The organism is Eubacterium sp. BL-380-WT-2B (genome assembly GCF_009696115.1).
Lineage (GTDB): Bacteria > Bacillota > Clostridia > Eubacteriales > Eubacteriaceae > Eubacterium > Eubacterium callanderi.
Genome location: NZ_VUMP01000001.1, coordinates 581,642 through 606,170, shown reverse-complemented (window position 1 = coordinate 606,170; position 24,529 = coordinate 581,642). Strand labels below are relative to the sequence as shown.

Sequence of the window (24,529 nt, the reverse complement as noted above, 5' to 3'; positions counted from 1 at the left end):
TTTAATGATACAGGCCGAATTTAATCTTTACCCGCTCCAGCTTCTCAATCATCACCGGCCCAAGCAGCGCTCCAAAGAAGGCGGTGCCCAGACCATGTACCGCGTCGTAGGGCGCGCCGGAAATATAGAGCAGCTTCATGGAGCCCCAGTCAAGGCCCACGCCAGAGCCGGAAACACTGGATGACATGACCAGCGCGGCGATGTTCATGATACCGCCGTAGATGATAAAGGTGGCCAGAAAGCCAAAGACCGCCAGCGTCAGCCGGTCCACGGGCAGGCGGCGGCGCTGGAGCAGCACCCCGGCCAGCAGGCCAATGGCCCCAAAGCCGTAAAGCCACCAGCCCACAAAGGGCCCCTGGGCGTCTGAGACAATCCAGATGCCAAAGCCCAGCGCCAGCGATACCACGATACAGATGAGCGGCCCCATGACCACCTTAAAATCGACTTCCTTTTTTGAGAACTCCTGATCCCTGTTAAAGCAGAGCCCGCCGAGAAAGCCCAGAAGCCCCCAGCAAAACATCTGCCAGGGCGTCCAAGGTCCCTGACTGGCAAACATATTGATGACCAGCCTTGCCATAGCTCCTGTCAAAAAGCCTTCCTCAGGCCCCAGGCATATTCCTGCAATGATCACCAGCGCTGTTCCCGCCTGAAATGGTCCCAGCATGAAAAACGCCAGATTCCCGCAGGCCGCAATAGCAGCCATCACAGCAATCACAACAATCTCCCGCGCGTCGGGCCGGCGCCCCTCAAACCGCATGACAAAGGGAATGGCTGTGTAGAGAATAATCAGCAGACTGATAAACAGGTATCTCCGGTCATCCAGAAACCGGATGCCAAACCAGATGGTCAGGGGGATCAGCAGAAAGATGATCATCGCTGAGACAAGGGTCCGTTTTCTTTTTGCCGTTTGTGTGCGGATATCCGCAGCTGCTTTATCCATCATGGCTTCTTAACCAGCTTCGGCCAGAGCGCGCATCCGGTAATATACAGTGCCGCCATGGCAGCCGCCGTACATCCCAGGACAACCGCGGCCTTTTTCAGCTGCTCCTTACCCGACGGCGTTTTGGACACACTTCTGCTGTATGGCAGCATGGCCCCGTCAAAATCCCAGGGCTTAAATTCATCCTCAGCCTTACTGGCCGTCTTTCCAGAGGCTCTGGCGGTCATACCGTCGCTGCCTGCTTTACTGCCTTTCTGCATTCCCAAACGCCCTTCAACAGGCGCCGCCTCTCTGACAGGCTCCGAGGTGCCGGTCAGGGCCATGAGGTGCCCCCGGTCATTCCGGTAATAGATGGTTCCGTCCGCGTCACAGTTGAGACTGGTGGTGGTATATTCCTGCTCATCACCCGGGGCGCGGTAGATCACCTCGGCCTGCGGCGTGGTATTACCTGCCCAGTCCTTTACCCGGACAATGGCGCCGTCGTGGTTGTTTACCGTGATATAGAGGTAAACTGTCTGCTGGCCGTCAGCCGTATAAGCTGTTGTAAGCAGTGGTGAGGCCTTGGACGGGCCGCCGATATCTGTCTGATAGATCATGCTGAGAGAACCCGCGTCCAGAACCGCCAGCTTTCCATTTTCCGTATTGCCCTGGTCAATGACCGTGGCCTTGTTATAATCCTCCTCATGGCCCGAGCCATTCGCCTTCTGAGTGGTGACATACACACGGCCATTGTAAACCACCGGCGATGTGGTTGACGCTGCCGGAAGTTCGGCAACTTTAGCTCCTGTGTAGTGCCCGTCACTGGTAACACCGAGCTTAAAGACCTTCCCGCCGCCAGTGATCCCATTGGCGGTGGCGCCGCCGCCCGCTGTAAAATAAAGGGCGCTGGTTCCGGCGTCATAGGCGATACACGAACGGATAACGCCGCCAGTGGCGTACCGGTCAATGAGCGCCCCCGTCGATTTGTTACGGGACTGCACCACGCCTGAGTCCCCGCCGAAGATTACCGCGTCGCCAACCACCGTGGCGCCGCTCCAGTAATAGCCGCCGTCATCGTCCGAAACCCACCGCGCACGCCGGATACCATTAGTCTGGTAAATCTCGCCGTTACTCGTGGTGTCTATACAGAAAAAGGTTCCCTTGTTCGTCGAGCCGCTCCAGGTACCTGAGTAGATAAAACCATCGGCATAGGTAACCTGGCAGTTGCTCTGCCCGCCAAAGCTTTCGGTGCGCCAGAGCGAATCCAGGGTATCGGCGTTAAAGGCCTCAATGGTACCCTCTTCCTCTGGCACGAAGATCATGCCGTCGCCGTAGGTGGCATAGGAGAAAAACTCGACTTTTTTCGCGAGCTTTGCCTCTTTGACAATAGCGCCGGTGTTTTTATCCAGCTTGTAGAGCTTGTTGTTCTGGGTAGCGACAAAAATATAGTTGTCCACCACCAGCGGGGTGCCGGCAGTCATCTGCTTGCCCCCTGTGTTGATGTCGCTGTTTATCCACTTTTCGGTCAGGTTGTTTCCCGCGTTTGGCAGGCTGGCGTCCACAATGGCCATGTTGCTGTTGTTCTTCCTGAAGGTTGGCCAGTAGCTCTCAAAATCCACATAGCGGTTCATCTTTACCGTCACCGTACACTGGTTTTTAATGCCGCACACCTCAGCGGTAATCACTGCTGTCCCCTTAACATGCCCGGTGACAATGCCCTTATCGTCCACACTGGCCACGGACGGGTCTGAGGAGGTATAGGTCAGTCTGTTTTTATCCGTTGTATCATAGGGCTTAAAGCTCAACACGCTCAGTTCAAAGCTGGGATTTGCAATATCCAGTAAAAGCGTTTTTTCTGTATCACTCAGTATAAAGCTTTCAATGGCAATGCGGCTGTCGGATACCACTGTAAAGGTCGAAAAAGCGTCTGTCGAAAAGCTGAAGCGCTTATTCTGAGCATCGTAGGTGACCAGAGCATTCCCCTTTTCATCTACAAAACCGATGCGCTCGCCGTTATGCAGGAGGGTCAGCTGGCCGTGCTCGCCAAGCCCCGGCGCCGTGTAACCGCCGGAGGGCATCGTGATTTTAAAGCTCTTGCCCTGGGTATCATATTCCGGTATGGCGTCCGCGCTTTCGGCAGCGGCAAAGTCCCTCAGCCTGATTTCATACTGGCTCTCAACGGCCGGCTCCAGATACCGGGCGTCCGCCTCGAGGGCAGCCCGCTGCTCTGCTGTGACCTCAACCGCCTGCGCCACCACCTGCACGGTCCAGGGCAGGGTCAGGGAACGCCCTTTAACGGTAACGCCGTTATCCGATGCGTTGGTCACCGTTAAGGCACCCGTCACCTTTTTCATTTTCTTTTCAACCTGATCATAGATTTCCTGATCCTTGGTCAAGAAGCCATCGTAATCGCCTATGGCATTCAGCGCTTTTTCGGCTTGAACCAGATCAAAAAGACTTTGGTCGTCGGGTTTTCCACCGCTGTCGATGACGGCCTGAACCGCATCTGCCGCAGGCTCGCATATCGCCACCACCCGAGACAGCACCTTGCTGTAGCCGCTGTTAATGGCGACCTGTATATTGGCATCCTGTTCTGGTGTTAAAAGCGACTGCTGCGCGCTTGTCAGGTTATTATAGGCATTCTCAACCACTTTAACCTCATCCAGAGACGGGCTGGCATTGGTGTTCAGAATCGCCGCCAGCCGAACCACTTCCTTGGCCGCGGCAATGTCCTCATCGGTAATGTCCGGCGGATCGACCGGGTCGTCCTCTGTGACAGTAACCCGGCAGTCCGCGGTAAAGCTGCCCACCTGCGCCGTGATCACAGCCTTACCCTTGGCCACCGCTGTAATACGGCCATTTCCGTCCACTGCCGCCACCTGTTCGTTGTCCGAACGCCAGGTAACGGTTTTGTCATCCGTCGTATCTGCCGGGCTATAGCTGACCTTGAGCGCAGTGGTCTTACCCTTGCCCAGGCTTACTTCAGATTGATTCAGGCTGATGCTCTGCAGCGGCTTTTCGGCGCTCTCTTCACTTACAGTGACCTCACAGCTGGCGGTGAAATCGCCGAGGGTGGCGGTGATGGTGGCGGTGCCGACGCCAGTAGCATACACAATTCCTCCATCAACATATACTATGCTTTCATCACTACTGCTCCATACTACCCCTTGTTCTACCCTGCAATCTTCAGGATCATAGATCACCTGAAGTTCTCCCTCCGTTTCATATTGGAGATTCATTTTTTCCTGGTTCAGTCTAATTCCCTGTAAATTCCGTGCATCTACAGCTGTTTTTAAATACGCAAGAGCACTGTCTACGCTTGATTGATCCAATGTTAAATCCTGGATAATCTTCATAGCATTATCATAAGCATCCTGAATGTGTTGGATAGATAAAAGCACATCTTTATCTGCCCGTCCGTTAAACTCTGCAATGTACTTCGTTAACGCATCTCTGTTTGCAATAAATATTCCACTGCCATCATATTTATCACCCACATCTTTCCCTGTTCCCCAGAGCGTAAATTGATATCGGACAACGTCGCCATCCTTTGGAATATAATATCCCATTCCCTGTTGTGGAAATGTATTATTTACCATGTACATCCAACCAGATTTTTCAGAATAAGAGAATTCTCCAAGCCCTGGGTAATGTTTATTGCCGTCATTTTGCTCATTTGTTACCCGGTAACCACTCATTTCCTGAATATACATAGGTATATCCAAGACACCAGCATCTGCATTTTTTATAACTGCCAGGTAAAAACCATATGAGGAATTTTCTTTTGTCTCGTAAGCATCTGGTCCGCCCAAAACACGGTCCAATAAATCTGCCCCTGTATCCCCCGCATAGATCGGAACTTCCTCCGGCTCAATAAAATATCCTTGCCCCAGAGTAAAACGCTCAACACTTACTGTTACTGTTCCAACCGGCGCGTCCGCTTTTACGGTGGCCGTATTTACAAAACACGACAGTATTAATACGATGCATCCAATTGTAAAAGCTTTAAATATATTCCTTTTTATGTTTTCCATTTTCTCTCCTCATACAACAATTCTTTATAGTAAGGGTATTCGTTACTGCTCCCTGTTACCAGGAAGCAGGGGCTTACACCCTTTATTTATTTGCTATGCATTAAATCTTTTCCTGTAAGCAATTAGCCCCGCTATTGCCAAAATAAGGAAACCAACTGCTACCGCCACGCTACTGTTGCCGTCCTGAACAATGCCTGTATTCGCGTTGTTTCCAGAAGCATTCGTACCTGTCGCATTATTCACAGTGTCAGCCTTATTATCACCGCTTGGATTAGTCCCCGGATTTTGTTCTTCCGGTTTCATCATACCAACCACCGCAAATTCAGAAAAGCTCTTAACCTGAAGGGTAAGCTTATTATCCTTTGGTGTTACAGCAGTCCAAATAAACATACCGGTTTCTTCATCCTTATGACCAATATAATACAAATCATAACCCATCTGTTTTTCAGTGAGAGGAATTGTCAATGTAAAGGTGCCATCTGCATTTTCAATCACCTCAGGCTTAATGTCTGCAAGGAATAAAATATCCGCTTTCTTAGCATCTGAGAACTCAGAAGCGCTGTCAATTGCTTTTTGTGCTTCTGATAATGCTTCTTTATCTGCCATCTTGTCCGTTACAATAATCTTTTCACCTGCTGGTAAACCGTTAACTGTTACACCAGTCTTTTCATCCGTGGCGATGGTCACCAGCTTAGAGACGGCGGCATTCAAATTCGTGGCCACTGTATCTACCTGCTGCTGTGTGCTGTCATTCAGGTTTCCGGCAACCTTTTCGGCTGCGGCTAAGGCTTCCTTTACAACGGCAAAGCTGTCCGCGGTGTAATGACTTTCATCTAATTTTTTAGCTGTTTCAACCGCTTTGGTCAGGTCTTCGGTTTTTGTTGCCTTTTCCATTAAACCCTTTGTCGCATTCTGCAAGTCGGTCAATACCTTGTCCGCTTCTGCTGCCGGCACCTGGCCTTCTGCCAGCCGACCTGCCATGGCATCCGCATTTTTGAGGGCTTCCGCTACCGCTTTCCAGCTGCTGGTGGTGTAAGCTTCTTCCTTGAAGGCTTCGCGCACCTGCGCAACCGCTGCGTTAAAGGCGTTTTCGTCTGCTGCAATCACCAGCTTGGCGACCGCGTCATTCAGGTTTTTAACCGCTGCGGAAACCTCAGCATCTGTGGCATTTTCCTGGCCGACCAGTGCTTTTGCCGCATTCAGGGCTGTCTGCACATTTGCCTTGGTTTCGTCCATATAGGTGACATCTTCGCGCGCAAGCGCTGCTTCTGCCGCCTGGATGCTGGCCGCCAGCGCCGCCTGGTCACCCTTGGCGCTCAGGGCCGCAATGGCGGTCTTAACCGCCTGAGCCGAGTCCGCCACGGTTTTCTGGTTTTCCGCGTTATCCGCGAGATCCGCGTCCAACACGCTCTGGGCGTCGGCGACCGCTTTGGTCAGGGCCGCGTAGCTGTCCGGTGTGTACAGGGCTTCATCGTAGGTTTTGGCTTCATCGACGACTGCTTTTAAAGCCGTTTTGTCAACCGCTTTAACCAGCTGCTTTATGGCATCATCCAGCGCCTTAACCTGCGCCGCAACTTCGTCTTTTGTATTTTCTGTGGTTATTTCCTTTGCCGCCGCAATGGCTGCTTCCAGGTTTTGATAGCTTGCCGCGGTGTACAGGCTGCTGTCAACGGCTTCCGCTTCGGCGATTTTGCTGGTCAGCTCGGTGATGTCTGTTGGCGGAGCCGTGATCAGTATCTCTCCTACATTGTTCGTAACTGTTGGTATTACTTCAGTTCCGTCAAGGTTGCCATCTAGTAAATACATATCTGTGACTTTAGCTTCAAAGTTCACTTTCCCAGTAACATCTTCTTTTGCTTTAAATACCATAGTCATGATGACGGTATCAGGTGCCACAATGTCAGAACCCAATTGACTTATATTAACCATGACAGCAGAAATATTTTTGTTATCGTTAACCATATTACTGCCGGTCTTTATAGGCGTTTCGTATGATACGCACTCAACCTTACTGCTATCGTAAACCACCTGGGCATTCATAACACCAAATGATTCTGCACAATTCAAGGTCAGTGTAAACTCTTTCCCTTGCTCGATTTTTTGTTCGTTGTTTCCGCCTTGCATATTTAAGGAAACTACTCTTTTGGGGGTGTTCTCTTCCGCAAAAACCGGCGAGATACAAGCCATAACAAGACAAAAACTGAGGAAAATCGCTGTTAGTTTGCTGAATTTTCGTTTTTTCATTATTCTTTCACCTTTCAAAATGTTCTTAAGCCTACGTTATGTTGCATAATCCAAGTAACATCTAAAGCATTTACTTTCCCATCATTATTAACATCCGCGGCCTTCATAGCCTTTTCATCTAAAGCCCGGGATCCAACATTGTACTGCATAACCCATGTAACATCCAGTCCATTGATTTTTCCATCTCCTGTAACATCTCCGAGCATCACATCTTCTTCCAATCCATTAAATGCGTTGTCCAGCCCTTCAATGGCGCTTGTAACCGCGCCGCCGTCAGCATCGTTGCTTTCAGCCACGTCTTTTGCCGTACTCAGCGCATCCTCCAGCGTTTTCCACTTTTCCGCAGAATAATCTTTCTCATCGAGAGCCTTCATCTTTTCTGTGATCTCTGCGATCTTGTTGTTCAGCTCCGTTTTATCCGGCTGTTCTTTGAGGGTATCGTTCACATAACGCTCCAAAGTAATCTGAGCATTTGCAAGCTCCTGAACTGTGGATGTTTGTACGTCTACTTTCTCTGCGATGGTAATATACTGTCTGGCAGCTTCTATGCTGGATGCCAGATACTTATCTGTTTGAGCAAGCTGTTCCTTGGCCGCTGCAATAGCTGCTTTAAGACTGTCTCCCGCCGCTTCCAGGCCCTCAACCGCTGTAACGTTGGACAAGAGCGTATCTCTGTTTTTAATTCTTTCACGAGACTCGTCGTATTTCAGCTTATCATAAAGGTCCTTCGCTGTATCTACCGGCTTACGGCCTTCAAGGGTTGTGAAGGGTTTGATCTGGTCAATGGCAGTCTCAACCTTTTTCATATCCTCCGCTTCCGTGGTGACCAACGCTTCCACTGCCTTTCTCAGCTTACTGGCCTGCTCGGCTTTCTGCTCAGAAGTCGCCTGGGTATCTTTCTGAACCTTCTCAGCTGCTTCAACTGCCGCTTTCAGATTGTTAATACTGTCCTGAGTATAGATTTCAGACACATTGCTCTTACTTAATTCTGTCTTCGCAAGCTCCAAAGCACTCTCAAGATTTTCATCTGGATAGAATTTTTCATAGATGGCCTGCAGTTTTTCTTTGTTCGTATTTGAAATATTCGATTTTTGCGTATCGTTCAGCTTGTTGTACTGTTCCCAGCACTGGTCAAAATCCTGGCGTTTTTCTTCGGTTATGGCTGCCGCCTCCGGCAGAGCGCCAATGGCGTTATTAATCTGAACCGTAGAGTCTTCAACGTCGCGGCAGTCAAACAAATTATGAGGGTTTTGTTCATAGGCTCGTATAATGGAATTTAAACCACGTGCTACCTGGGCGGATTCGCCGCCTTTTACATCACCTCCGACCTGGCCCCCTTCAAAGAAAGAAACAGCACGTGTGATCAACGTATTTCCGTTTTTGACAAACCGGGCGTCAAAGGGGTCGATCCCGGCCAGCCCAACACTGATCTGAACCTGGGCGTTTGTCCAGGTGTTGGTAATATCATACTTTGGCTTGCCGGTAGAATCCGCTGAGTTGATGTATCCTCCCCAGCAGTTACCCATATAGGTCTGTGCTGCCGATATCTGGTTTAAGCCATCTTCCACAAAAAGCTTAAGGTCATACCATTCGCTGCCCTCCTGTGCGTTGGGATCATAGAAAAACATAAGAGGCTGCCAGGCCATTGTCCACATATCAGCTGCCTGGTCTTTTTCAACCTTTACGCCGTCCGCATCCACCTCAATGGGCGTGACCTTTGATTTTACATAGTCCGCCATGCTATAGCCGTACTGGCTTTCATCAAAATCGTTGGAATACATGGCGAACGCAGCTGTCTGGCTGGCAAAGTAATCCCTGTCGCCGCTGTGGTTAATGATGACGTCCAGCAAGTCATAGCCGCCGACATTTCTGGGATCATATCCAATGGCACTGATGGCCAGAACATCTTTCGCGGTATCGGAGGTGTCGAAGCCATCCACCTGTCCCTGCGCCTTATAGGCCGCGTAGCGGGCTTCATACTGCTTGTATACCTGGTCCCAGAAGCCATCTGGCACCTTATAATTACAACGCGCCGCAGAAAAAACAAGCCATGAGTCGCTGGCCACAGTCGCCGCATCGGGAGTACTGCCCAGCTTGTAGTCAAAAATCAAATCGCAGGCCTTTTTAGCCTGGTCAATAAGCTCCTGTTTTTGATCGTCGGACAGGACGGTCCCATCCTGGGTGAAGCTTCCCCAGGCCTCTGCCTGCTTGCGGTCAGCGTATTTATAAAAATCCGAAGGCAAATAGTACTCTGCCTCATCATTTTCGGTATACTTTACCTCGACCTTGTCAAACTGGGCCAGGCCCCGCGCATGATCGCCCATCATACCAACATAGAAGGTGTTTTTGGTGTCTGGGGTCTCCTCATAATCAATGGTAACCTGATGTGGATTACCGCCCAGATCGGTCTTTATTTTGATATCCTGCACACGGGTTAAGGTGGAATCACCGCCAAGGGCTTCGCTGTAGACGCGAGGCTCCAGCACCACCTCTGTATCCAGGATCACCTTGTCCTTCAAAATGGTATAGCCCGTGTTCAGTACTGGGTGATCGTCGCCCATTTTCCAGATTTGTCCAAAGTCCCAGCCTTTAAAGGTTTCCTGACTCCGCATCTTATAGGTAGGTACCTTTTCACCCTGCGCATTTGCAGGCAGTGTGCTGATCTTTAGGCTGTCAAAATAACAGCTCTCCATATTTTCGTTTGCAGTCGACATCCGCGCCAGCGGCTGAGAGATTTCCTTATTAACCTTGCCCTTAAAGCTCCCGGCAAAGAAACAGTTTTTGAGGACTTGCACCCCTGGGCCCATTCCATAAAAACTGGCTGATGACTGGGTGTTGTTGGTAAAAACAACGGTGGAATAAGAATCCTCAATAGTACCTTTGTACTCACTGCTGTTGGAGACGTTCGCTTCCTTGGGAGGATTAGCGAAACCAACCATTCCACTAAAGCCTACATATCCCTGATAATCACTCTGGATGGTGACAGAACCCGTGGTCGCGCAGCGCTGTATCCAGGCGCCCGGCATCATGTTGGCAATAACACCGTAAGTAGAAGACCGGAGTTTTTTTGTGTCCTTTGTAAAATTCACATTGGCTTCAACGGTCAGATTACCAATCTGTGCGCCTGGCGCCAGAACATCAAACAGGCCGGAGCCGCTGTCTTTAAAGTTATAAATCTTATGCCCCATACCGTTGAGCTTCCCTCTGAAAATATAGCCGAAGAGACCTTCGCTTGTAGTGTAGGGCTCATCGGTTGGGGGCAGCTCTGGATAAGGGGTCAGGTTCCCGGCGTCAATATCGGCTGTCAGCAGCAGGTGTTCGTTTTCATACTCAATATCCTTGACAATATCCGCCCTCAGCGTATTCAGATCCTCGACAGACCCGATAAGGTAGTTGCCCTCGGCGTCCTGCTTTAAGGACGGCGTCCCCTTTTCCTCAGACACTGCCTGTGCTTCCGGCTGTGCAGTGTCTGCCAGCACGGTGTTTCCAGCTTCCTGACTGGTGTTTTCCTCTGCCCTGGCAAAGGGGGTAAAACAGGTCAGTGTCAGCAGCAGCGCCAGAAAAAAGCACAGCCATTTTGCGGGCTTGGTTTTCCTTAAACCTTCCATTATTAATGTTCCTTTCGTACTCAAACCTTTTATAAAGATAAGCATCTCTGTTACACGTACCAAAAGAACACCTGATTTAGGTGTCCTTTTGGTACACACGAAAGCAGAAGTCTGCTTTCTGGTCAACTTGTTATTTTATTTTTTACCAATCCGCTTTCTGCTGACTGCAATGCCGCCTGCGGCTGCCAGCGCCAGCAGTCCCACAGCAAGGTAAACCCCTGTGTTGTCTGCGGCGATACCGGTATTGGTGTTTTTTGTTCCTCCTGCGGTGGCTCCAGTACCTGCGCTGTTGACAGAATTCTGGGACTGGCCGCCGTTTCCGGTGTTATCCGGATTGACTGGCTGGCCGCCGCCCTGGGTATTTTTAAGACCCACAATTCCAAAATCCGACAGGGTGCTCTCAAAGGTCAATGTATTCTGATCTTTGTCGAAAGACACGTTTTCAAGGTATTCTTCCCGTTTGTCTGCAGGCTTGTGGTAAATAACATAGCGGTCGTAACCCTGGGCTTCTTTCGGTATCTTAAGCGTGATTTTAAGCTTCATACCGTCGGGCAGGGCCGGTTCTGCTGTGATGTGGAACAAGGCTGCCAAAGTACCATTTTCGTACTTCTGGGCTATCGTGTTCTGCACCGCTCCGATGTCTCCGGCTTTTTCTACTGTCAGCTTCGTGCCGTCCGGAACCTCCGTAATTACCTCATAACCGTCAAAAGTTTCCTTGACAGGCATCCTCAGGCCTGTCAGAGCTTTGCTTAAGGCCGACTCCGCAGATGCGACCATTTCCTGGCTGGTATCTGGGTTTGCAAGCGCTGTCTCGGCCGCTTTAATGGCCTGTGCCAGGCTGGCGTAAGTAGCTTCGGTATAGGCTTTTTCATCCTTGTCCTTTGCCTGGTCATACAGCACCTGCAGGTTTTTGGTATCTGCTCTGAGCTCGACGTTGTCCCTGGCTGTGTTCAGCTTTTCGATGGCTTCAGACACCTCCGTCTCTGTCAGCTCGTTCTTCTTTAAAAGAGTCTCCGCTTCAGCCAAGGCCGCCTCATAGGGCGCGTAGGTCGTTGGTTTATAGCTGTCCTTATTTTCAGGATTAACCGCTTCTCTCGCTTCTTTCACCGCTGTTTCCAGAAGCTCCCTATCGCCCAGTTTATTCATGTCAAGGGCTGCCTTGGCTGCGATTAAGGCATTGGCCGTGCTGTTGGTTTCTTCCTGGGTTATGTCTCCTTTGGCGGCAGTTTCAGACGCTTTGGCCATCACCGCCTCAAATTCGGTCCAGGCGGCTGTGGTGTAGTCCGACGCCTTTAAGCCGCTGTATTCTTCCAGCAGCTGGTTCAGGTCTCCCACAAAAACCAGACGCGCTTCGGCTGCCTTCAGGTTTTCTACAGCCTGATCGACTTCTTTTTGCTGATCCTTTTCGGTATCCGCGCTGTTCAACTCGCCAGCGGCTTCCAGAGCTGCCTTAAAGGCCGCGTAGGAATCTGCGCTGTAGCTGTCCTTTTTCTGAACAAAGCTGTCCGCTTTTTTGATTTCAGCCTGAAGCACGGTAATGTCCGCGGCTTCCTTCATTCCTTCTAAAGCCGTGTTGAGCAGGGTCTGCTGTTCTTCCACCATTGTCTTGCTGGCCTCAGGATTTTCATTGACAGCCGAGGCTGCTTCCAGAGCGGTCCGCAGGCCGGTATAGCTGGAGGCCGTGTAGCCTTCCTCCAACAATCTGGCCTCTGCCTGGGTGATCAGAGCCTGCAGTCCGGCTTTGTCCGGCACTTCAATGAGCCCGTCAAGGGCTGTCTGAAGGGCCTGTACCTGATCGTCAACAGCTTCCTGGGTAGCGTCCAGGTCGTCCAGCACCGCCTCGGCGGAGGCGATGGCTGTCTGAAGCGCCTCAAAGCTCGCCGGTGTGTAGCTGGCTTCTGTTTTGCCTTTAGCTTCGTCCAGCTTGGCGCTCAGCGCGCTGGTATCCGCCTGGTCGGTAAAGGCCCGCAGCATTGGGAACTCGCCGTCCACAATCTTCCAGGTTTCCTTTGGCCATTCGGCAAAGGTGGCTGCTTTTTTCAGCTCCTCACCAGCTTTGGCATATTGGGCGTCTTTTCCCTCAGAGGCTCCGATGATATCCGAGTTATAAAAGCTGTTATTTATTTTGACGTTTTCATGTGAATAAGACGCTTCAAATATCCCCAGAATCCGATCTGCTTGAATCGCTCCATTGACCAGACAGTTTTCAACTGTCAGCCCCTCGTTCGAGCCTAAAAAGACATACGCACCCTTTGCTGTTATGTTGGGGGCAATCAGACAGTTGCGGTACTGTCCCATAAAAGTTTTAGCGACGACAGCATATACAGAACCGTCCTCATTTTTTATCTGCCCGTCAATCCAGCAGTTTTCCACCAAGGTCTCCTGGCTGTATAAGTCTGAGGCCAACGGCGCGTAACGATACCTCTGATTTGACCCGTCATAATATTTCGGAATGTTATCAACATTCACATTGAGATGAAGATTCCTGACGACTGCCGGTTTTCCTCCGTATTCATCAGAATAATCCCGGAGTCCCAGCTGATAGAACAGGCCCACATGGTTATCATGAAAATTCAGGATACTGTGCCCCTGGCCGTCAAAGGTACCGGTAAAAGCACGGTTATTATACTCGCTTCCGGAGCTATCTTCGAGCACTTCCAAGGTTAGCAGTCCGTCACCCGCGGCGTTGATATCATTGTTGAGCACAACGGTCTCACCGTCAAAGGCGTAGTAATTCAGATACATGCGGAAAGCGTTGAGATCGTCCAGGGTACTGATAACAAACTCGCCCCTTTCGGCGTGGAAGGTGTTGGCCGGGTCCGTGGTGACCAGCTGGACGCTGGCGTTAAGCAGGTCGGCCGCCGCCTGGTTTACCTGGGCCTGGCTGGCTGCCGGAACGTCCTGGTTATTGTAGGCCTCTGCGGCTTCCAGCATGGCTTTATAGTGGTTCAGACTTTCATCGGTGTATGGCCGTGCCAGAAAATAAGCGGAGCGTTCAATCTGATTCTTCAGATCGGTGATATCCGCCGCGAGCACCAGTGCCTCCCGCGCTGTGTTCAGCGCCTCGACCTGGGCGTTGACTACGGACTGGCGGTCTACCGCCGGGTCTTCGGACACTGCCTTGGCCTCAGCTATCTTTTCCTTAAAGGCATTGTAGCTTGTGGCTGTGTAGAGGCTGCTGTCCAGAGCTTCCGCATTGCTGATGGCGCTGTCCAGAGCTTTTTTGCTGACTGGCGCCAGGGCCAGTGTGCTCTCGGCTGTTTGGAGGCTCTTCAGGGCTTCATCCGCTTCTTTTTTAAATAAAGGATTCTTGGCCGCTGTTTTTTGGGCTGACTCCAGAGCGCTGGCGTAGGCCTTATAACTGTCCGCCGTATAATCCACCTGTGGGTGGCTGGCTTCAGAAGCCGCGATGGTCTCTGTCAGGGTTTGTTTATCTTTCTCTCCCGCATACTCCTTGGCGTCGAGGGTATCCTTGGCGTCTATGAGCGCTTTGTAGGCTTCCGCGATCTCCTCACCCGAAGGATTTGGCTTATTGGCTGTTTCCTCCGCCTTTGTGAGGGCGCTGTTAAAGGCATCGACCGCTCCTTCTTCATACTGATCCTTGTTCAAAGTAAGGCCTTTATATTCGTTTACCTTGTCCTTGAGCATCTGCTGGTCAACGTTGTACTTCAAGCCGTCCATTGCCGACTGGAGCGCCTCGGTCTGTGCCGCCACCTCGGTCTGCTTGTAGGTATCGCCCGCCGCTGTAAAATCTTCGGCCCCTTTTATGGCTGCCTGAAGGGCGGTAAAGCTTTCATCCGTGTAGAGCCCGCCGTTGTTGCTGATTTCTTTGGCTTTGGTTACAAGTGAGAGAAGGCCGTCAGCCGAGCCGAACTGGTTCAGGCTGGGGTAGTCCCCTTCCTTAAAGAACCAGACCGAATCGTCCCAGTCCCTGTACAGGTTGTTCTTGGTTTTTAAAACCATCAGCTCCTCGCTGGTTTTACCCGGGTCTGTATAAGCTGCGCCGGTCACCTTTGTGCTGTCGTAATAGGCGCTGGTCACCGTGCTGGTATTCATGGTGAGCCCGCGAATCGTCTTTCCAGCTAAGGTTCCCACAAACAGGCTGTTTTCAGCCTTGATCGCGCCGACTGCGTTCAAACCGCCAACGCTGTAGGTTGTATCGACGTCGGCTTTTACCAAACAGTTTTTGACGGTTGGCTGACCTGTGATATTTCTGTCAAGCGTTCCGATCAGACCGCCCGCGTTACAGGTTGAGCCCGTCACAGTCAGCTTACCTTCCACGGTGCAGTTTTCAATGAGGCTGTCACCACTGTAGATGGTATTGCAGAGCAGGCCAAAGGCTGCTCTCGACTGGGTTGTATCCCTAATGCTCCAGTTCAGCCCCAGATTTTTGATAGTGCCGGCCTTTCCGGTTTTCCCCAGCGCCTTAAAAAGACCGGTGTTCTTTTCACTGCTGCTGGAAATGGTATGGCTCTGGCCGTCGAAAGTACCGCAGAACCCATAGGAAGAAGCCGCAACCTCAAACTCCGCCGAGCTGGCGTCGATATTTTTCAGCAGGATGACCTGCTTTCCATCATAGTCGTTTTTTTCAAGACTATTCATAAAATTCACCAGATCACTGGCGGTGCTGAGCTTATAGACGCCATCTGCAGGATTGGGATCCCATGTATCGCCCGAGGGCTCAGCGGCTTCAAAAAGCTTGAGGGCCGGGTAACTGCCTTCCTTAAAGCTCCAGACCGAATCGTCCCAGCCTGCATACAGATTATCCTGGGTCTTTAAAACCATCAGCTCCTCAGTGGTTTTACCTGGATCTTTGCAGGTCGCATTGGTTACCTTTGTACTGTCGTAATAAGCATTGGTCACCATACTGGTATCCAGGGTGAGCCCGCGCACAGTTTTTCCTTCCAGTGTTCCCGTGAAAAGGCTGTTTTCAGCGTTAATCGCGCCAACACTGTTAAGGCCGCCTGTATTAAGGGTTGTGCTGACTTCTGCCTCCACAAGACAGTTCTTGACGGTTGGCTGACCCTTGATATTTCTGTCAAGCGTCCCGATCAGGCCGCCCGCATTACAGCTTGCACCGGTAACTGCTATTTTTCCTTCAACAAAGCAGTTCTCAATGACGCTTTCACCGCCATACACCGTATTGCACAGCAGTCCATAAGCTTTTCTGGCAGCAGCGTCCTTAATGCTCCAGCTTAAGCGAAGATTTCTGATGACGCCAGCCTGTCCGGTGTCCCCCATCGACTGAAAAAGCCCTGTGGTCTTGTCCTCGGTACAGGAGATGGTGTGCCCCTGACCGTCGAAGGTACCGCAGAATTTATAAGAAGCCGCCATACTGTCGTAAACGACGGCGCTGTCATCAATGTTGATATCTGTTTCTAATTGGATGGTTTTATCTCTGTAACCACCATTCTTCTCAAGGCCATTCAGGAAATTCACCAGATCGTCCGCTGTACTGATTTTATAGACATCCCCTGACGGGTTCCATGTACTGCCCGTCTCCGCCAAGGCCATGCCTGGCAGAAGCCCACCGAGAATGATGCTGAGTGTTAAGAGTAAACTGATTACCTTTTTTCGCATATTCTTTCCCTCTACTCTACTATTGCTGTAAAAGGGTATAAGCGGGAGACGGAACCGTCCCTCGCTTATACCTGTTTTTATTTCAGATTAAATGTTATGGAATACTTAGTTGGCTGATGGCCACACGATAGGAGTGCCAGCATCGGCTGCTTCTCTAATACTTGTTAAAGTATAGAATTTTGTGCCGTTGTTAAAATGCTGTAAACCATTCACCCAATCGTATTCCGGACCGTAGTCGCCTTCTTTGATAATGGTCGGCAGGTCTACTGCGTTCATGCCAATGTCTGCGCCCATGTTGATGGAGTATTCAAAATGGATAACGCCGTTATCTGGAATGTTGGCAGCGGTGGTGTCCGCGTTGTAGTACTGGTTAGTGCCGTAGGTAGTCGCTTCGTTTACTGAGAACATCCAGCCGGAAACGCCGGAGTATTCAGAGCCTGCCAGGTAGTTGTCGCTCAGGCTTGGATAGATCATGGAAGCGTCAAAAATCGCGTCGGTATAACCATTGGCTGCCTTATAAGCTGCCTGGTCAAAAGCAGGCGTAGCGGTATCTCTGAACGCGGAAATATAGGTACCCCATGTAGAAGCAGAGTACTGGATTGGTTTTGCGTCTGTCGGAGCCGCGTCATAGTTGCTGGCTACCTTTAAGATATCAATGATTTTGGCGTCTGAAGGAACATTGGTTACTTTAACTGGCCCGATCAATTCTGGATTGGAAGCACCAAACACTCTTCTGTCTACCTGTACATAGACCGTTTTGGTGCCCGCGTCTGCGGTCTGTACCTGTGCTGCGAATGTCGGAGCTGCGAATCCTACCATCATTGCTGCTGAACCTAAAAGTGCTAAACCTCTTTTTGCTGATTTTGCAAATGCCATAATTTAATCTCCTTTAAAATTTATTTTTTGTTTTTGAACCGGGCTTTCCTTAAAAGGATTGCCCAAGGGCCGTAAATGAGATATAATTATGAAGTCTATATGGAATTATCAGACTCCACGGGACCGTTTGGAAATTAGGCCTTCCAGCGGTCCTTTTTCCTGCCCTTTTAACGGCGGGCAGGCACCTCCTTCACACTTTTGCCTTCTTCGATAAAGCTCACTCCTTTCCCATTTTCACAGCATAATATTTTTGAAATATTACTATTTATCTTTCTGCTGTGCTCCACTCTGGAACAAGCATTGTAATCCCTGCTACGCCAGCGCTTCCGCCCAGGCTTTATCAATCGCGTACTCACCCTCTTTTTCCTTAAAGCAGGGGGCCAGTCTCGGCGAGTTGGCCAGGGCTTTGTAGTCGGCAAAGGGGGTGTCTATAAAAATCTGCTTCCCGGCGTTGTTGAGCGCCCCGAACACCACTTTTTTCTTCTGGAACTCAAAGCTTCCAAACAGCACCTTATCAAGAGCGATGGGCGAGTTTTCAGCCCTCAGCTTTGCGGATACGTCCTCGTATATTTTATGATCCAGATAGGTGATGATCTTATCATTCAGGTTGGACTCAAAAATATGAATCTTTTCCAGAAGGTCCATCACATCCTTCACAATGCGAATCCGGTAATTTGGAAACATCTCTAAGACCTCCTCCGCCATGGCCGCTGTATCAATGTCGCCCATATCCAGAATCACCATGTACTCTTTTTCCATGTCCTGATACTTGAGCGAGTAGGGCGCTGAAATATCCTCACCGCACGCTGGACAGGTGTGGCGAAACAGCTCTGTTTTAATGAGCTTTTCCTTCAGCGCCTCGTCCAGACTGGCGTTTATGGTATCATATCCTTTAATCTCAAAGGCTTCGCGGCACTTTGGACACTCGATGGTAATGGTTTTTGTTTTTGCCATGATACGGCCTCCTCTCTGTTCCTTCTCAAAATTTTGTATACAAAAAGGGGCTCCTATCATAGAAATTCAACTCAAATAAAACCATACACCACCAAAACAATGGATGTTTTGATTCGTACAATAATTTTGATTATGAATATCTGTGATAGAAGCCCCAGAATAGCCGTAGAGCGTCTATATTTTCGATGAATAACCCTAGTGACGAGGATTAATTCCATCAAGACTGTAACAAACAGGTTTCCGACTCGTCTTTACCAGTGGTTTCCGGCAAGCATCACGATAGCGGCTCTGTACTAGGATTCACACCTACTTCCCTCAGGCATCTTGATAAACTCTCAAAAACACCCTAGCTGCAGATAATCAGAATGATTATCATGCGGCAATTCATTACAGTTATTATTAAATTTCACAAACGAGTCGTTCTTTTAAAGAATAGCTACAATTGATACAATTTGTTGTCATCTCGTTTACAATGCTTATTCTAGCATTATAATTTATTTTTTGCAACCTCTATTTTTGAGTTTTTTTTAATACAGTTGCTAAAAGTACCATTTCAAGGGCTTTTCCAGCGTTTTTTATTTTTTGAAGATATCCGCTGAAGGGTTTGATTTATCATCAAAAGGCTATTATTATTTTAGACTTATCTTATAAAATCTGCGGCAGCCTATCCCGATACACATCAAGAATTACTGAGGATTTTTACTGGAAATAGCGGACTTTATAATCGTATAGCTTACAATAACGGTCGATCTTGGAGCCCTCAAAACAATGTACGGTTACATCATTTCGGTTAAAGATCCACTCGCCCACTTCATCGGGGTCGTGTCTTATTTCAACTGTTTTTAAATTAGGGCATCCATGAAACGCCCATTTTCCAATGATTTTTACACTTTCTGGCAGCTTTAGCACTGTGAGCTTCTTGCATTTCAAGAAGCCGGATTCATCAATAACCTCCAGGCCCTCCGGCAGCTGGAGCTGCTGGAAGCTGCAGTTTACAAAGGCTTCCTTGCCGATATACTTCAAATTTTGCGAAAACCGGATGGATTCCAGGTTTTTGCACATATAAAAGGTTCTAAACGGCAGCTTTTCAATGCCGTCCGGAAGCTCAATATATGCCAGCTTATCGCAATTGTAAAAGGCGTTTTCCCCAATCCGAGTGAGCTGTTTAGGCAGTGTTATATGCTCCAGCCCTCGGCAGAATTTAAATGTTCGGTCTTTTATGACGTGTATGCCCTCGGGAATCTCGAGCGATTGTAATCTGCGGCACTCCATAAAGGCGGCTTCTCCCAGCAGCTTAAGCTCTGATGGCATACTGACGGCTGAAAGCATTGTGCAGCCCTCAAAGGCGTGGCCGCATATTTCCCTAACCGATTCTGCAATTCTGACTTCCTTCAGCTTTGTCATATTTTTAAAGGCGTTAACACCAATCCGCTCAAAACCTTCCGGGATATCGACACGTTTTATGTTTGTCTTTGTCAGTTCTTTTTTTGAAAAAGTCTCGACTCTTTTTGTACGCTCACTCATTATTCTCTCCAAAATCACATCTTTTATCAGGCTTTCCAGTACACCGCTTTTATTTTAACGGCAGCAGGCCTTATATAAGTTTTTACAATATCCGCACGACCAATCTGCCGCAGTTTCAACAAAGTGCTTTCGTCTTTTAAATCACCACTTTAATAATCGAGCTTATTCTAATGCACCAATTATATTTTAAAAGCTATAAAACCCAACATCAGAACCTATTGTAGTCTGTTTTTACGATTTTGTCAAATAAACGAAAATATTTTAAAGATATTCATATTTTTTTCTTATGCTTTTAATCCAAATACAAAAATACATATAGGGGGTATGTGTATAGCTTAATCTATTCTTTTTTAAAAAAATTCAACTTTATCCATTGACATTATGACATAAGGTGTTATAATTAAAAGCGTAGTCGGTTCTCCGGCACACTTTAATGGTTTCCATCATAAGCGATGGTTAAAGCATAATTGGGTGTAAATCCCAAACGGTCCCGCCACTGTGAGACGCAAGTCGAGTCAGGATGCTGATCATTAAAACTGTATTACATTTGGTTACGAGGAGATAGCTGAGTGTCTGGACGAAATTAAAAGGTTTCAGGATTCATTATTTCGTACTTTCACCGCTTATCTGCCCGATAAGCGGTTTTTTTCGTGCTGCTGCGCAGCCTGCTTGAATCGTAGCCCGGTAAAATTCATTTTTCGAGGAGGTAAAAATGACAAAGAATCAAAGAAGGATTGTCACACTGCTTGGCGCGTGGGCGCTTGTATTCGGGATTGTACCCGCCGCAAACGCAATGCACATTATGGAGGGCTACCTTCCTGTGGGGTACTGTATTGCATGGGGTGTTATCTGTATTCCATTTTTAGCTGCTGGTTTTTTCTCGATTAAAAAAACCCTGACCGGCAACAGAAGATCCATTACGTTATTGGCCATGGCAGGCGCTTTTATTTTTGTTATTTCATCACTGAAGATCCCATCTGTAACAGGCAGCTGCTCCCACATGACAGGTACAGGCCTTGGCGCCATCTTGTTTGGACCGAGCGCTGTCAGTATTCTTGGCATTATCGTTTTATTATTTCAGGCCATTCTGCTGGCCCACGGCGGATTGACAACGCTGGGCGCAAACACTTTTTCAATGGCAATTGCCGGTCCCTTTGTCTCTTTTGGTATCTACAAGCTCTGCCAGAAAATGAAGGTTAACCGTAAGGTTGGCGTTTTTCTGGCCGCTGCACTGGGGGATCTGTTCACTTATTGTATTACCAGTATTCAGCTGGCGATGGCTTACCCGTCTGAACAGGGTGGTGTAGCCGCTTCTGCGGTAAAATTCCTGGGGGTTTTTGCGCCGACCCAGCTGCCGCTTGCTATTATTGAAGGGATTTTAACGGTTATTATCGTTATCGCTTTAGAAACGTATGCAAGCCCGGAACTCAAGTCCATTGGTTTTTTAGCATCGGAGGAAGTGTAAAATGAGTAAAAACAAAAAATTAGTGATTGTTCTTCTCGTAATTGTCGCTTTACTGGTTGTCGTACCGCTATTTGCCCTCCAGGGCGCTGAATTCGGCGGCTCTGACGACGCAGGCAGCACAATGATTGAAGAGATTCAGGGCGGCGAATATGAGCCCTGGTTTACGCCTGTGCTTGAAACCATGATCAACGGTGAGCTTCCTGGTGAAGTGGAATCCTTGATCTTCTGTCTCCAGACTGGTATCGGCGTCGGTATTCTGGCTTTCTTTATGGGCCGCTTGGTTGAACGGAAAAAGCTCGGCAAGGAAGAGGCTGAGCTGTAGACCTTGTTTTGTACAAATAAATAAACAAAAATAAAACACGCCGTGCAAGCGTGTTTTATTTTTTGAAAGTTATCTTCTGTTTATATAATAGACTAAACAACTCCGGCAAAAAACATTTTCATTTTATTCTCCAGTTTATCCATTCTCTTGTCTCTTTTCGTCTTGTTTAGTCTTGTTTATGAATGGCGCACCACCGCCCCCACTACTGCCTGTCCTAGTGCCTGTACTAGTGCCTGTACTACCGCACCAACTGCCGAGATGTTTTCCCAGTAAAATCCCCTCACATTCCGCGCTCATTAAGTGTAATGCTGATGGTCAGGAACCAGACCTATCTTATACAAAGGATTAAATTTCCGCAATCCGGCGAACACGGGCCAGCCCCTTCGATACCGATGGAACCGCCAGTAAAATCATTGTCAGTGCGCCCTCCGAGAAAATATAGACAGCATTATATACCATTGAATAGGGCAGTGCCCCCCAGCCTTCCCAGGCCATGGAGCCAAAAAACAGCCAGCCGGACAGCACAGCAAATACGTAGCGGCCACAGATTCCAGCCAGGTAGCCCTTTATGAGCCCGTTCTTTGACTGGCTGAAAAATCCAGATAGGCCAAGCGCGCCAAAGGCAAGTACATAATCGACAAGCACCTGCAGAGGATATAGAATATAAGGGTCGATCACCATCTGCAGAATGCCATAGGCGATTGCCGCCAGAACCCCTGTCTTGGGACCGTACCAATAACCTGTCAGCGTGATAAAAAGCATACTAAACAGTGTTACAGAACCGCCGGTGGGCAAATGAAAAATCTTAATATTCGATGTGACCACCGCCAGAGCAATGGCAGCGGCACAAAAGGTCAGATGCCTGGTGCTGATCTGGCGGCGTTCGTTTTTCCCGGCAACAAGCGATGCGATGACCAGCACAATTGCCATCAGACCGATCAGCACCGCATATCCTGCACCTGTCGGCATATAGCTTACACCACCGTCAGCCGTTACAGGCTTTATAAAAAATTCCAGCATGGTTCTTTCCCTCCAAATATACAGTATTCTGAATTACAAACCTGATTTTATTATACGTTTCGTCAAGTAACGCTGTCAACCCGGCCCTGACCATAAAACGATTCTTAAAGTTCATAGAAGGGCTTAATATTCACAAATTAAAGATTTACCTTTGCTCAAAAAAATGATAAAATCAATTATATACTGCAAAAAAAGAGGATTTAATCTTATGGATGAAAAGAATTTACAAGATCAGCGCGAGGAGCGTACCCCCGAAGAGCAGGCGATTGAAAACGCCTCTCTTTTTGAGCGTCCCGTCCCTCCGGAAGATGAGGTCATCATTGATGAACCTGCTGCGCCGGAGGCCCAGGAGGAAACCATCATTGATCCGCCTGAGCCGCCAGAGGGCGGAACTGAAAATGATGACGATGCGGCCGGCGAGGTTCTCACCTTTGATGATGACAGCACTGCCAATGATTCCCTTGACGGCGGGGAGCCACCGGATTCTAAAGAAAAGAAAAGCCATAAAAAAATCTGGATTGGTATTGGTGTCGGCATTGGCATTATTCTGGCCGTTTATCTCGCCTTAAGCTTTTATTTCAGCACACGGTTCTACTTTAACACGACCATGAACGGCTTCAATGTCACTGGCAAAACCGCCGCTCAGGTTGACGAAGAAATGCAGCAGAACGCAGCGACACACACATTGACACTGAAGGAACGCGGCGGAAAAACCGAAACGATCGCTGCAGACCAGGTGAATATGCGCTATATTTCTGACGGTAAAATTTCCCAGATGTTAAATGATCAGAATGCTTTTGCCTGGCCGATGTCTCTGGTGCCCTCAGGACATCAGGACCTGGAAGCGACCTTCAGCTATGATGACGCTCAGCTTACCAATGCGCTGAACCAGCTTCAGGCTGTGTCGGGGGCGGAGGTCGTCAAAGTTGCCAATGCTTATCCTAAATTTAACGGTACAGGCTACGTGATTGAGCCAGAGGTCAACGGCAATGAGCTGGACCCTGCCAAGCTCAAGGAAGCCGTAAAAAACGCTATTTTATCCGGTGATACCGAGCTGGATCTGGAATCGGCCGGCTGCTATAAAACGCCTTCCTTTACCAAGGATTCTTCCAAGGTTAAGGCGGCCATGGATACCATGAACAAATATCTGAACGCAACAGTTACCTATACCTTTGGCGACGCAACAGAGGTACTTGATAAAAATACCATTAATACCTGGCTGGCTGTGGACGGCAATATGGACGTCCAGTTTAATCAGGATCTTATGACCACCTATGTGGCCAATCTATCGGATAAATACGATACCTACGGCATCACGCGAAGCTTCCGGACAAGCGGCGGCGGCAGCGTCAGCATTGCCGGCGGCGATTATGGCTGGCTGATCGACCAGGATGAAGAGGTCGCTGCACTCATTCCAATTATCCAGGCCGGACAGCCTGTAACGCGTGAACCGGTTTACGCGAAGACAGCCGCAAGCCATAACTCTCCAGACTATGGCAACACCTATGTTGAAATCAGCCTTGGCGGACAATACATGTGGTTTTATAAAAACGGCGGTCTGGTCGTTGGCACTCCTGTTGTCACAGGAAGCCTGAGCGGCGGCTTTGCCACCCCAAGCGGTGTTTACGACCTTGACTACAAGGCAATGAATGTTACCTTAAAGGGCGAGGGCTATGCCTCACCCGTTACCTTCTGGATGCCCTATGGCGGCGATATCGGAATTCATGACGCCTCCTGGCGCACGGATTTCGGCGGCAGCATTTATGTAAACAGCGGCTCACACGGCTGTGTCAACACACCTTACGCAGCGGCTCAGGCCATCTATAACGGCATCGAGGACGGTACCCCTGTTATTGTCTATTAATGCGGTTAAGGCGCTTAAAGCACCTGAGGCGTTCCAAAACGGAACGCCTCAGACTGTCATAGAAGTGGTACAGCCCGAGACTGCGCCTTTTATCCAGATAAGAAAAAAGGTCCAGGCGC

General features: G+C 49.1%; 12 protein-coding genes and 1 riboswitch. Of the genes, 3 read left to right on the top strand and 9 right to left on the bottom strand.

What is annotated here, in order from left to right:
* Position 1: 1 nt before the first annotated feature.
* The 8 genes from FYJ53_RS02840 to FYJ53_RS02805 all read right to left on the bottom strand — a co-directional run bounded on the left by FYJ53_RS02840 (position 2) and on the right by FYJ53_RS02805 (position 19,739).
* On the bottom strand, positions 2–943 hold the full coding sequence (locus tag FYJ53_RS02840; protein ID WP_073383495.1) for an ECF transporter S component: 942 nt from the start codon (positions 941–943) through the stop codon (positions 2–4).
* Positions 940–4,953 (bottom strand): Ig-like domain-containing protein, encoded by a 4,014-nt coding sequence (locus FYJ53_RS02835; RefSeq protein WP_073383492.1) that lies wholly within the window; start codon positions 4,951–4,953, stop codon positions 940–942. Before FYJ53_RS02835 ends, FYJ53_RS02840 begins: the two co-directional genes overlap by 4 nt.
* A gap of 93 nt (positions 4,954–5,046) precedes the next feature.
* Positions 5,047–7,197 (bottom strand): FIVAR domain-containing protein, encoded by a 2,151-nt coding sequence (locus tag FYJ53_RS02830; RefSeq protein WP_154556943.1) that lies wholly within the window; start codon positions 7,195–7,197, stop codon positions 5,047–5,049.
* A 14-nt stretch (positions 7,198–7,211) separates the two neighbouring features.
* Entirely contained in the window at positions 7,212–10,805 is a 3,594-nt protein-coding gene (locus tag FYJ53_RS02825; RefSeq protein ID WP_073383487.1) for a dockerin type I repeat-containing protein, read from the bottom strand.
* A gap of 135 nt (positions 10,806–10,940) precedes the next feature.
* Positions 10,941–16,385 (bottom strand): FIVAR domain-containing protein, encoded by a 5,445-nt coding sequence (locus FYJ53_RS02820; protein WP_148430239.1) that lies wholly within the window; start codon positions 16,383–16,385, stop codon positions 10,941–10,943.
* 105 nt (positions 16,386–16,490) lie between these two features.
* Complete coding sequence (locus tag FYJ53_RS02815; protein WP_073383483.1) at positions 16,491–17,261, bottom strand: hypothetical protein; 771 nt, start codon at positions 17,259–17,261, stop codon at positions 16,491–16,493.
* A gap of 312 nt (positions 17,262–17,573) precedes the next feature.
* Entirely contained in the window at positions 17,574–18,215 is a 642-nt protein-coding gene (locus FYJ53_RS02810; protein WP_073383480.1) for a CpXC domain-containing protein, read from the bottom strand.
* Between the two features lie 699 nt (positions 18,216–18,914).
* A complete protein-coding gene (locus tag FYJ53_RS02805) occupies positions 18,915–19,739 on the bottom strand; it encodes a leucine-rich repeat domain-containing protein (RefSeq protein ID WP_073383478.1) in 825 nt (274 codons plus the stop codon).
* Between the two features lie 417 nt (positions 19,740–20,156).
* Positions 20,157–20,286: riboswitch (cobalamin riboswitch) on the top strand.
* A gap of 165 nt (positions 20,287–20,451) precedes the next feature.
* Between FYJ53_RS02805 and FYJ53_RS02800 the strand changes: the two genes are divergently transcribed.
* Both FYJ53_RS02800 and FYJ53_RS02795 read left to right on the top strand, forming a co-directional pair.
* Positions 20,452–21,204, top strand: coding sequence for an energy-coupling factor ABC transporter permease (locus tag FYJ53_RS02800; RefSeq protein WP_038353672.1), 753 nt, complete (start codon positions 20,452–20,454; stop codon positions 21,202–21,204).
* A gap of 1 nt (position 21,205) precedes the next feature.
* Complete coding sequence (locus tag FYJ53_RS02795) at positions 21,206–21,526, top strand: energy-coupling factor ABC transporter substrate-binding protein (RefSeq protein WP_013382165.1); 321 nt, start codon at positions 21,206–21,208, stop codon at positions 21,524–21,526.
* Positions 21,527–21,871: 345 nt separating this feature from the next.
* Here FYJ53_RS02795 and FYJ53_RS02790 read toward each other — a convergent pair whose 3' ends face one another.
* Complete coding sequence (locus tag FYJ53_RS02790; protein ID WP_090414960.1) at positions 21,872–22,546, bottom strand: energy-coupled thiamine transporter ThiT; 675 nt, start codon at positions 22,544–22,546, stop codon at positions 21,872–21,874.
* Between the two features lie 208 nt (positions 22,547–22,754).
* Here FYJ53_RS02790 and FYJ53_RS02785 point away from each other — a divergent pair, with 208 nt between their 5' ends.
* Positions 22,755–24,410: a peptidoglycan binding domain-containing protein gene (locus tag FYJ53_RS02785; RefSeq protein ID WP_159435644.1), complete on the top strand. Its 1,656-nt coding sequence runs from the start codon at positions 22,755–22,757 to the stop codon at positions 24,408–24,410.
* The last annotated feature ends 119 nt before the right edge of the window (positions 24,411–24,529 follow it).

Coding starts and splice junctions, on each gene's coding strand:
- FYJ53_RS02805 (WP_073383478.1), bottom strand. CDS start 19,739: ATGAGTGAGCGTACAAAAAGAGTCGAGACTTTTTCAAAAAAAGAACTG.
- FYJ53_RS02810 (WP_073383480.1), bottom strand. CDS start 18,215: ATGGCAAAAACAAAAACCATTACCATCGAGTGTCCAAAGTGCCGCGAA.
- FYJ53_RS02820 (WP_148430239.1), bottom strand. CDS start 16,385: ATGCGAAAAAAGGTAATCAGTTTACTCTTAACACTCAGCATCATTCTC.
- FYJ53_RS02800 (WP_038353672.1), top strand. CDS start 20,452: ATGACAAAGAATCAAAGAAGGATTGTCACACTGCTTGGCGCGTGGGCG.
- FYJ53_RS02840 (WP_073383495.1), bottom strand. CDS start 943: ATGATGGATAAAGCAGCTGCGGATATCCGCACACAAACGGCAAAAAGA.
- FYJ53_RS02790 (WP_090414960.1), bottom strand. CDS start 22,546: ATGCTGGAATTTTTTATAAAGCCTGTAACGGCTGACGGTGGTGTAAGC.
- FYJ53_RS02825 (WP_073383487.1), bottom strand. CDS start 10,805: ATGGAAGGTTTAAGGAAAACCAAGCCCGCAAAATGGCTGTGCTTTTTT.
- FYJ53_RS02795 (WP_013382165.1), top strand. CDS start 21,206: ATGAGTAAAAACAAAAAATTAGTGATTGTTCTTCTCGTAATTGTCGCT.
- FYJ53_RS02830 (WP_154556943.1), bottom strand. CDS start 7,197: ATGAAAAAACGAAAATTCAGCAAACTAACAGCGATTTTCCTCAGTTTT.
- FYJ53_RS02785 (WP_159435644.1), top strand. CDS start 22,755: ATGGATGAAAAGAATTTACAAGATCAGCGCGAGGAGCGTACCCCCGAA.
- FYJ53_RS02815 (WP_073383483.1), bottom strand. CDS start 17,261: ATGGCATTTGCAAAATCAGCAAAAAGAGGTTTAGCACTTTTAGGTTCA.
- FYJ53_RS02835 (WP_073383492.1), bottom strand. CDS start 4,953: ATGGAAAACATAAAAAGGAATATATTTAAAGCTTTTACAATTGGATGC.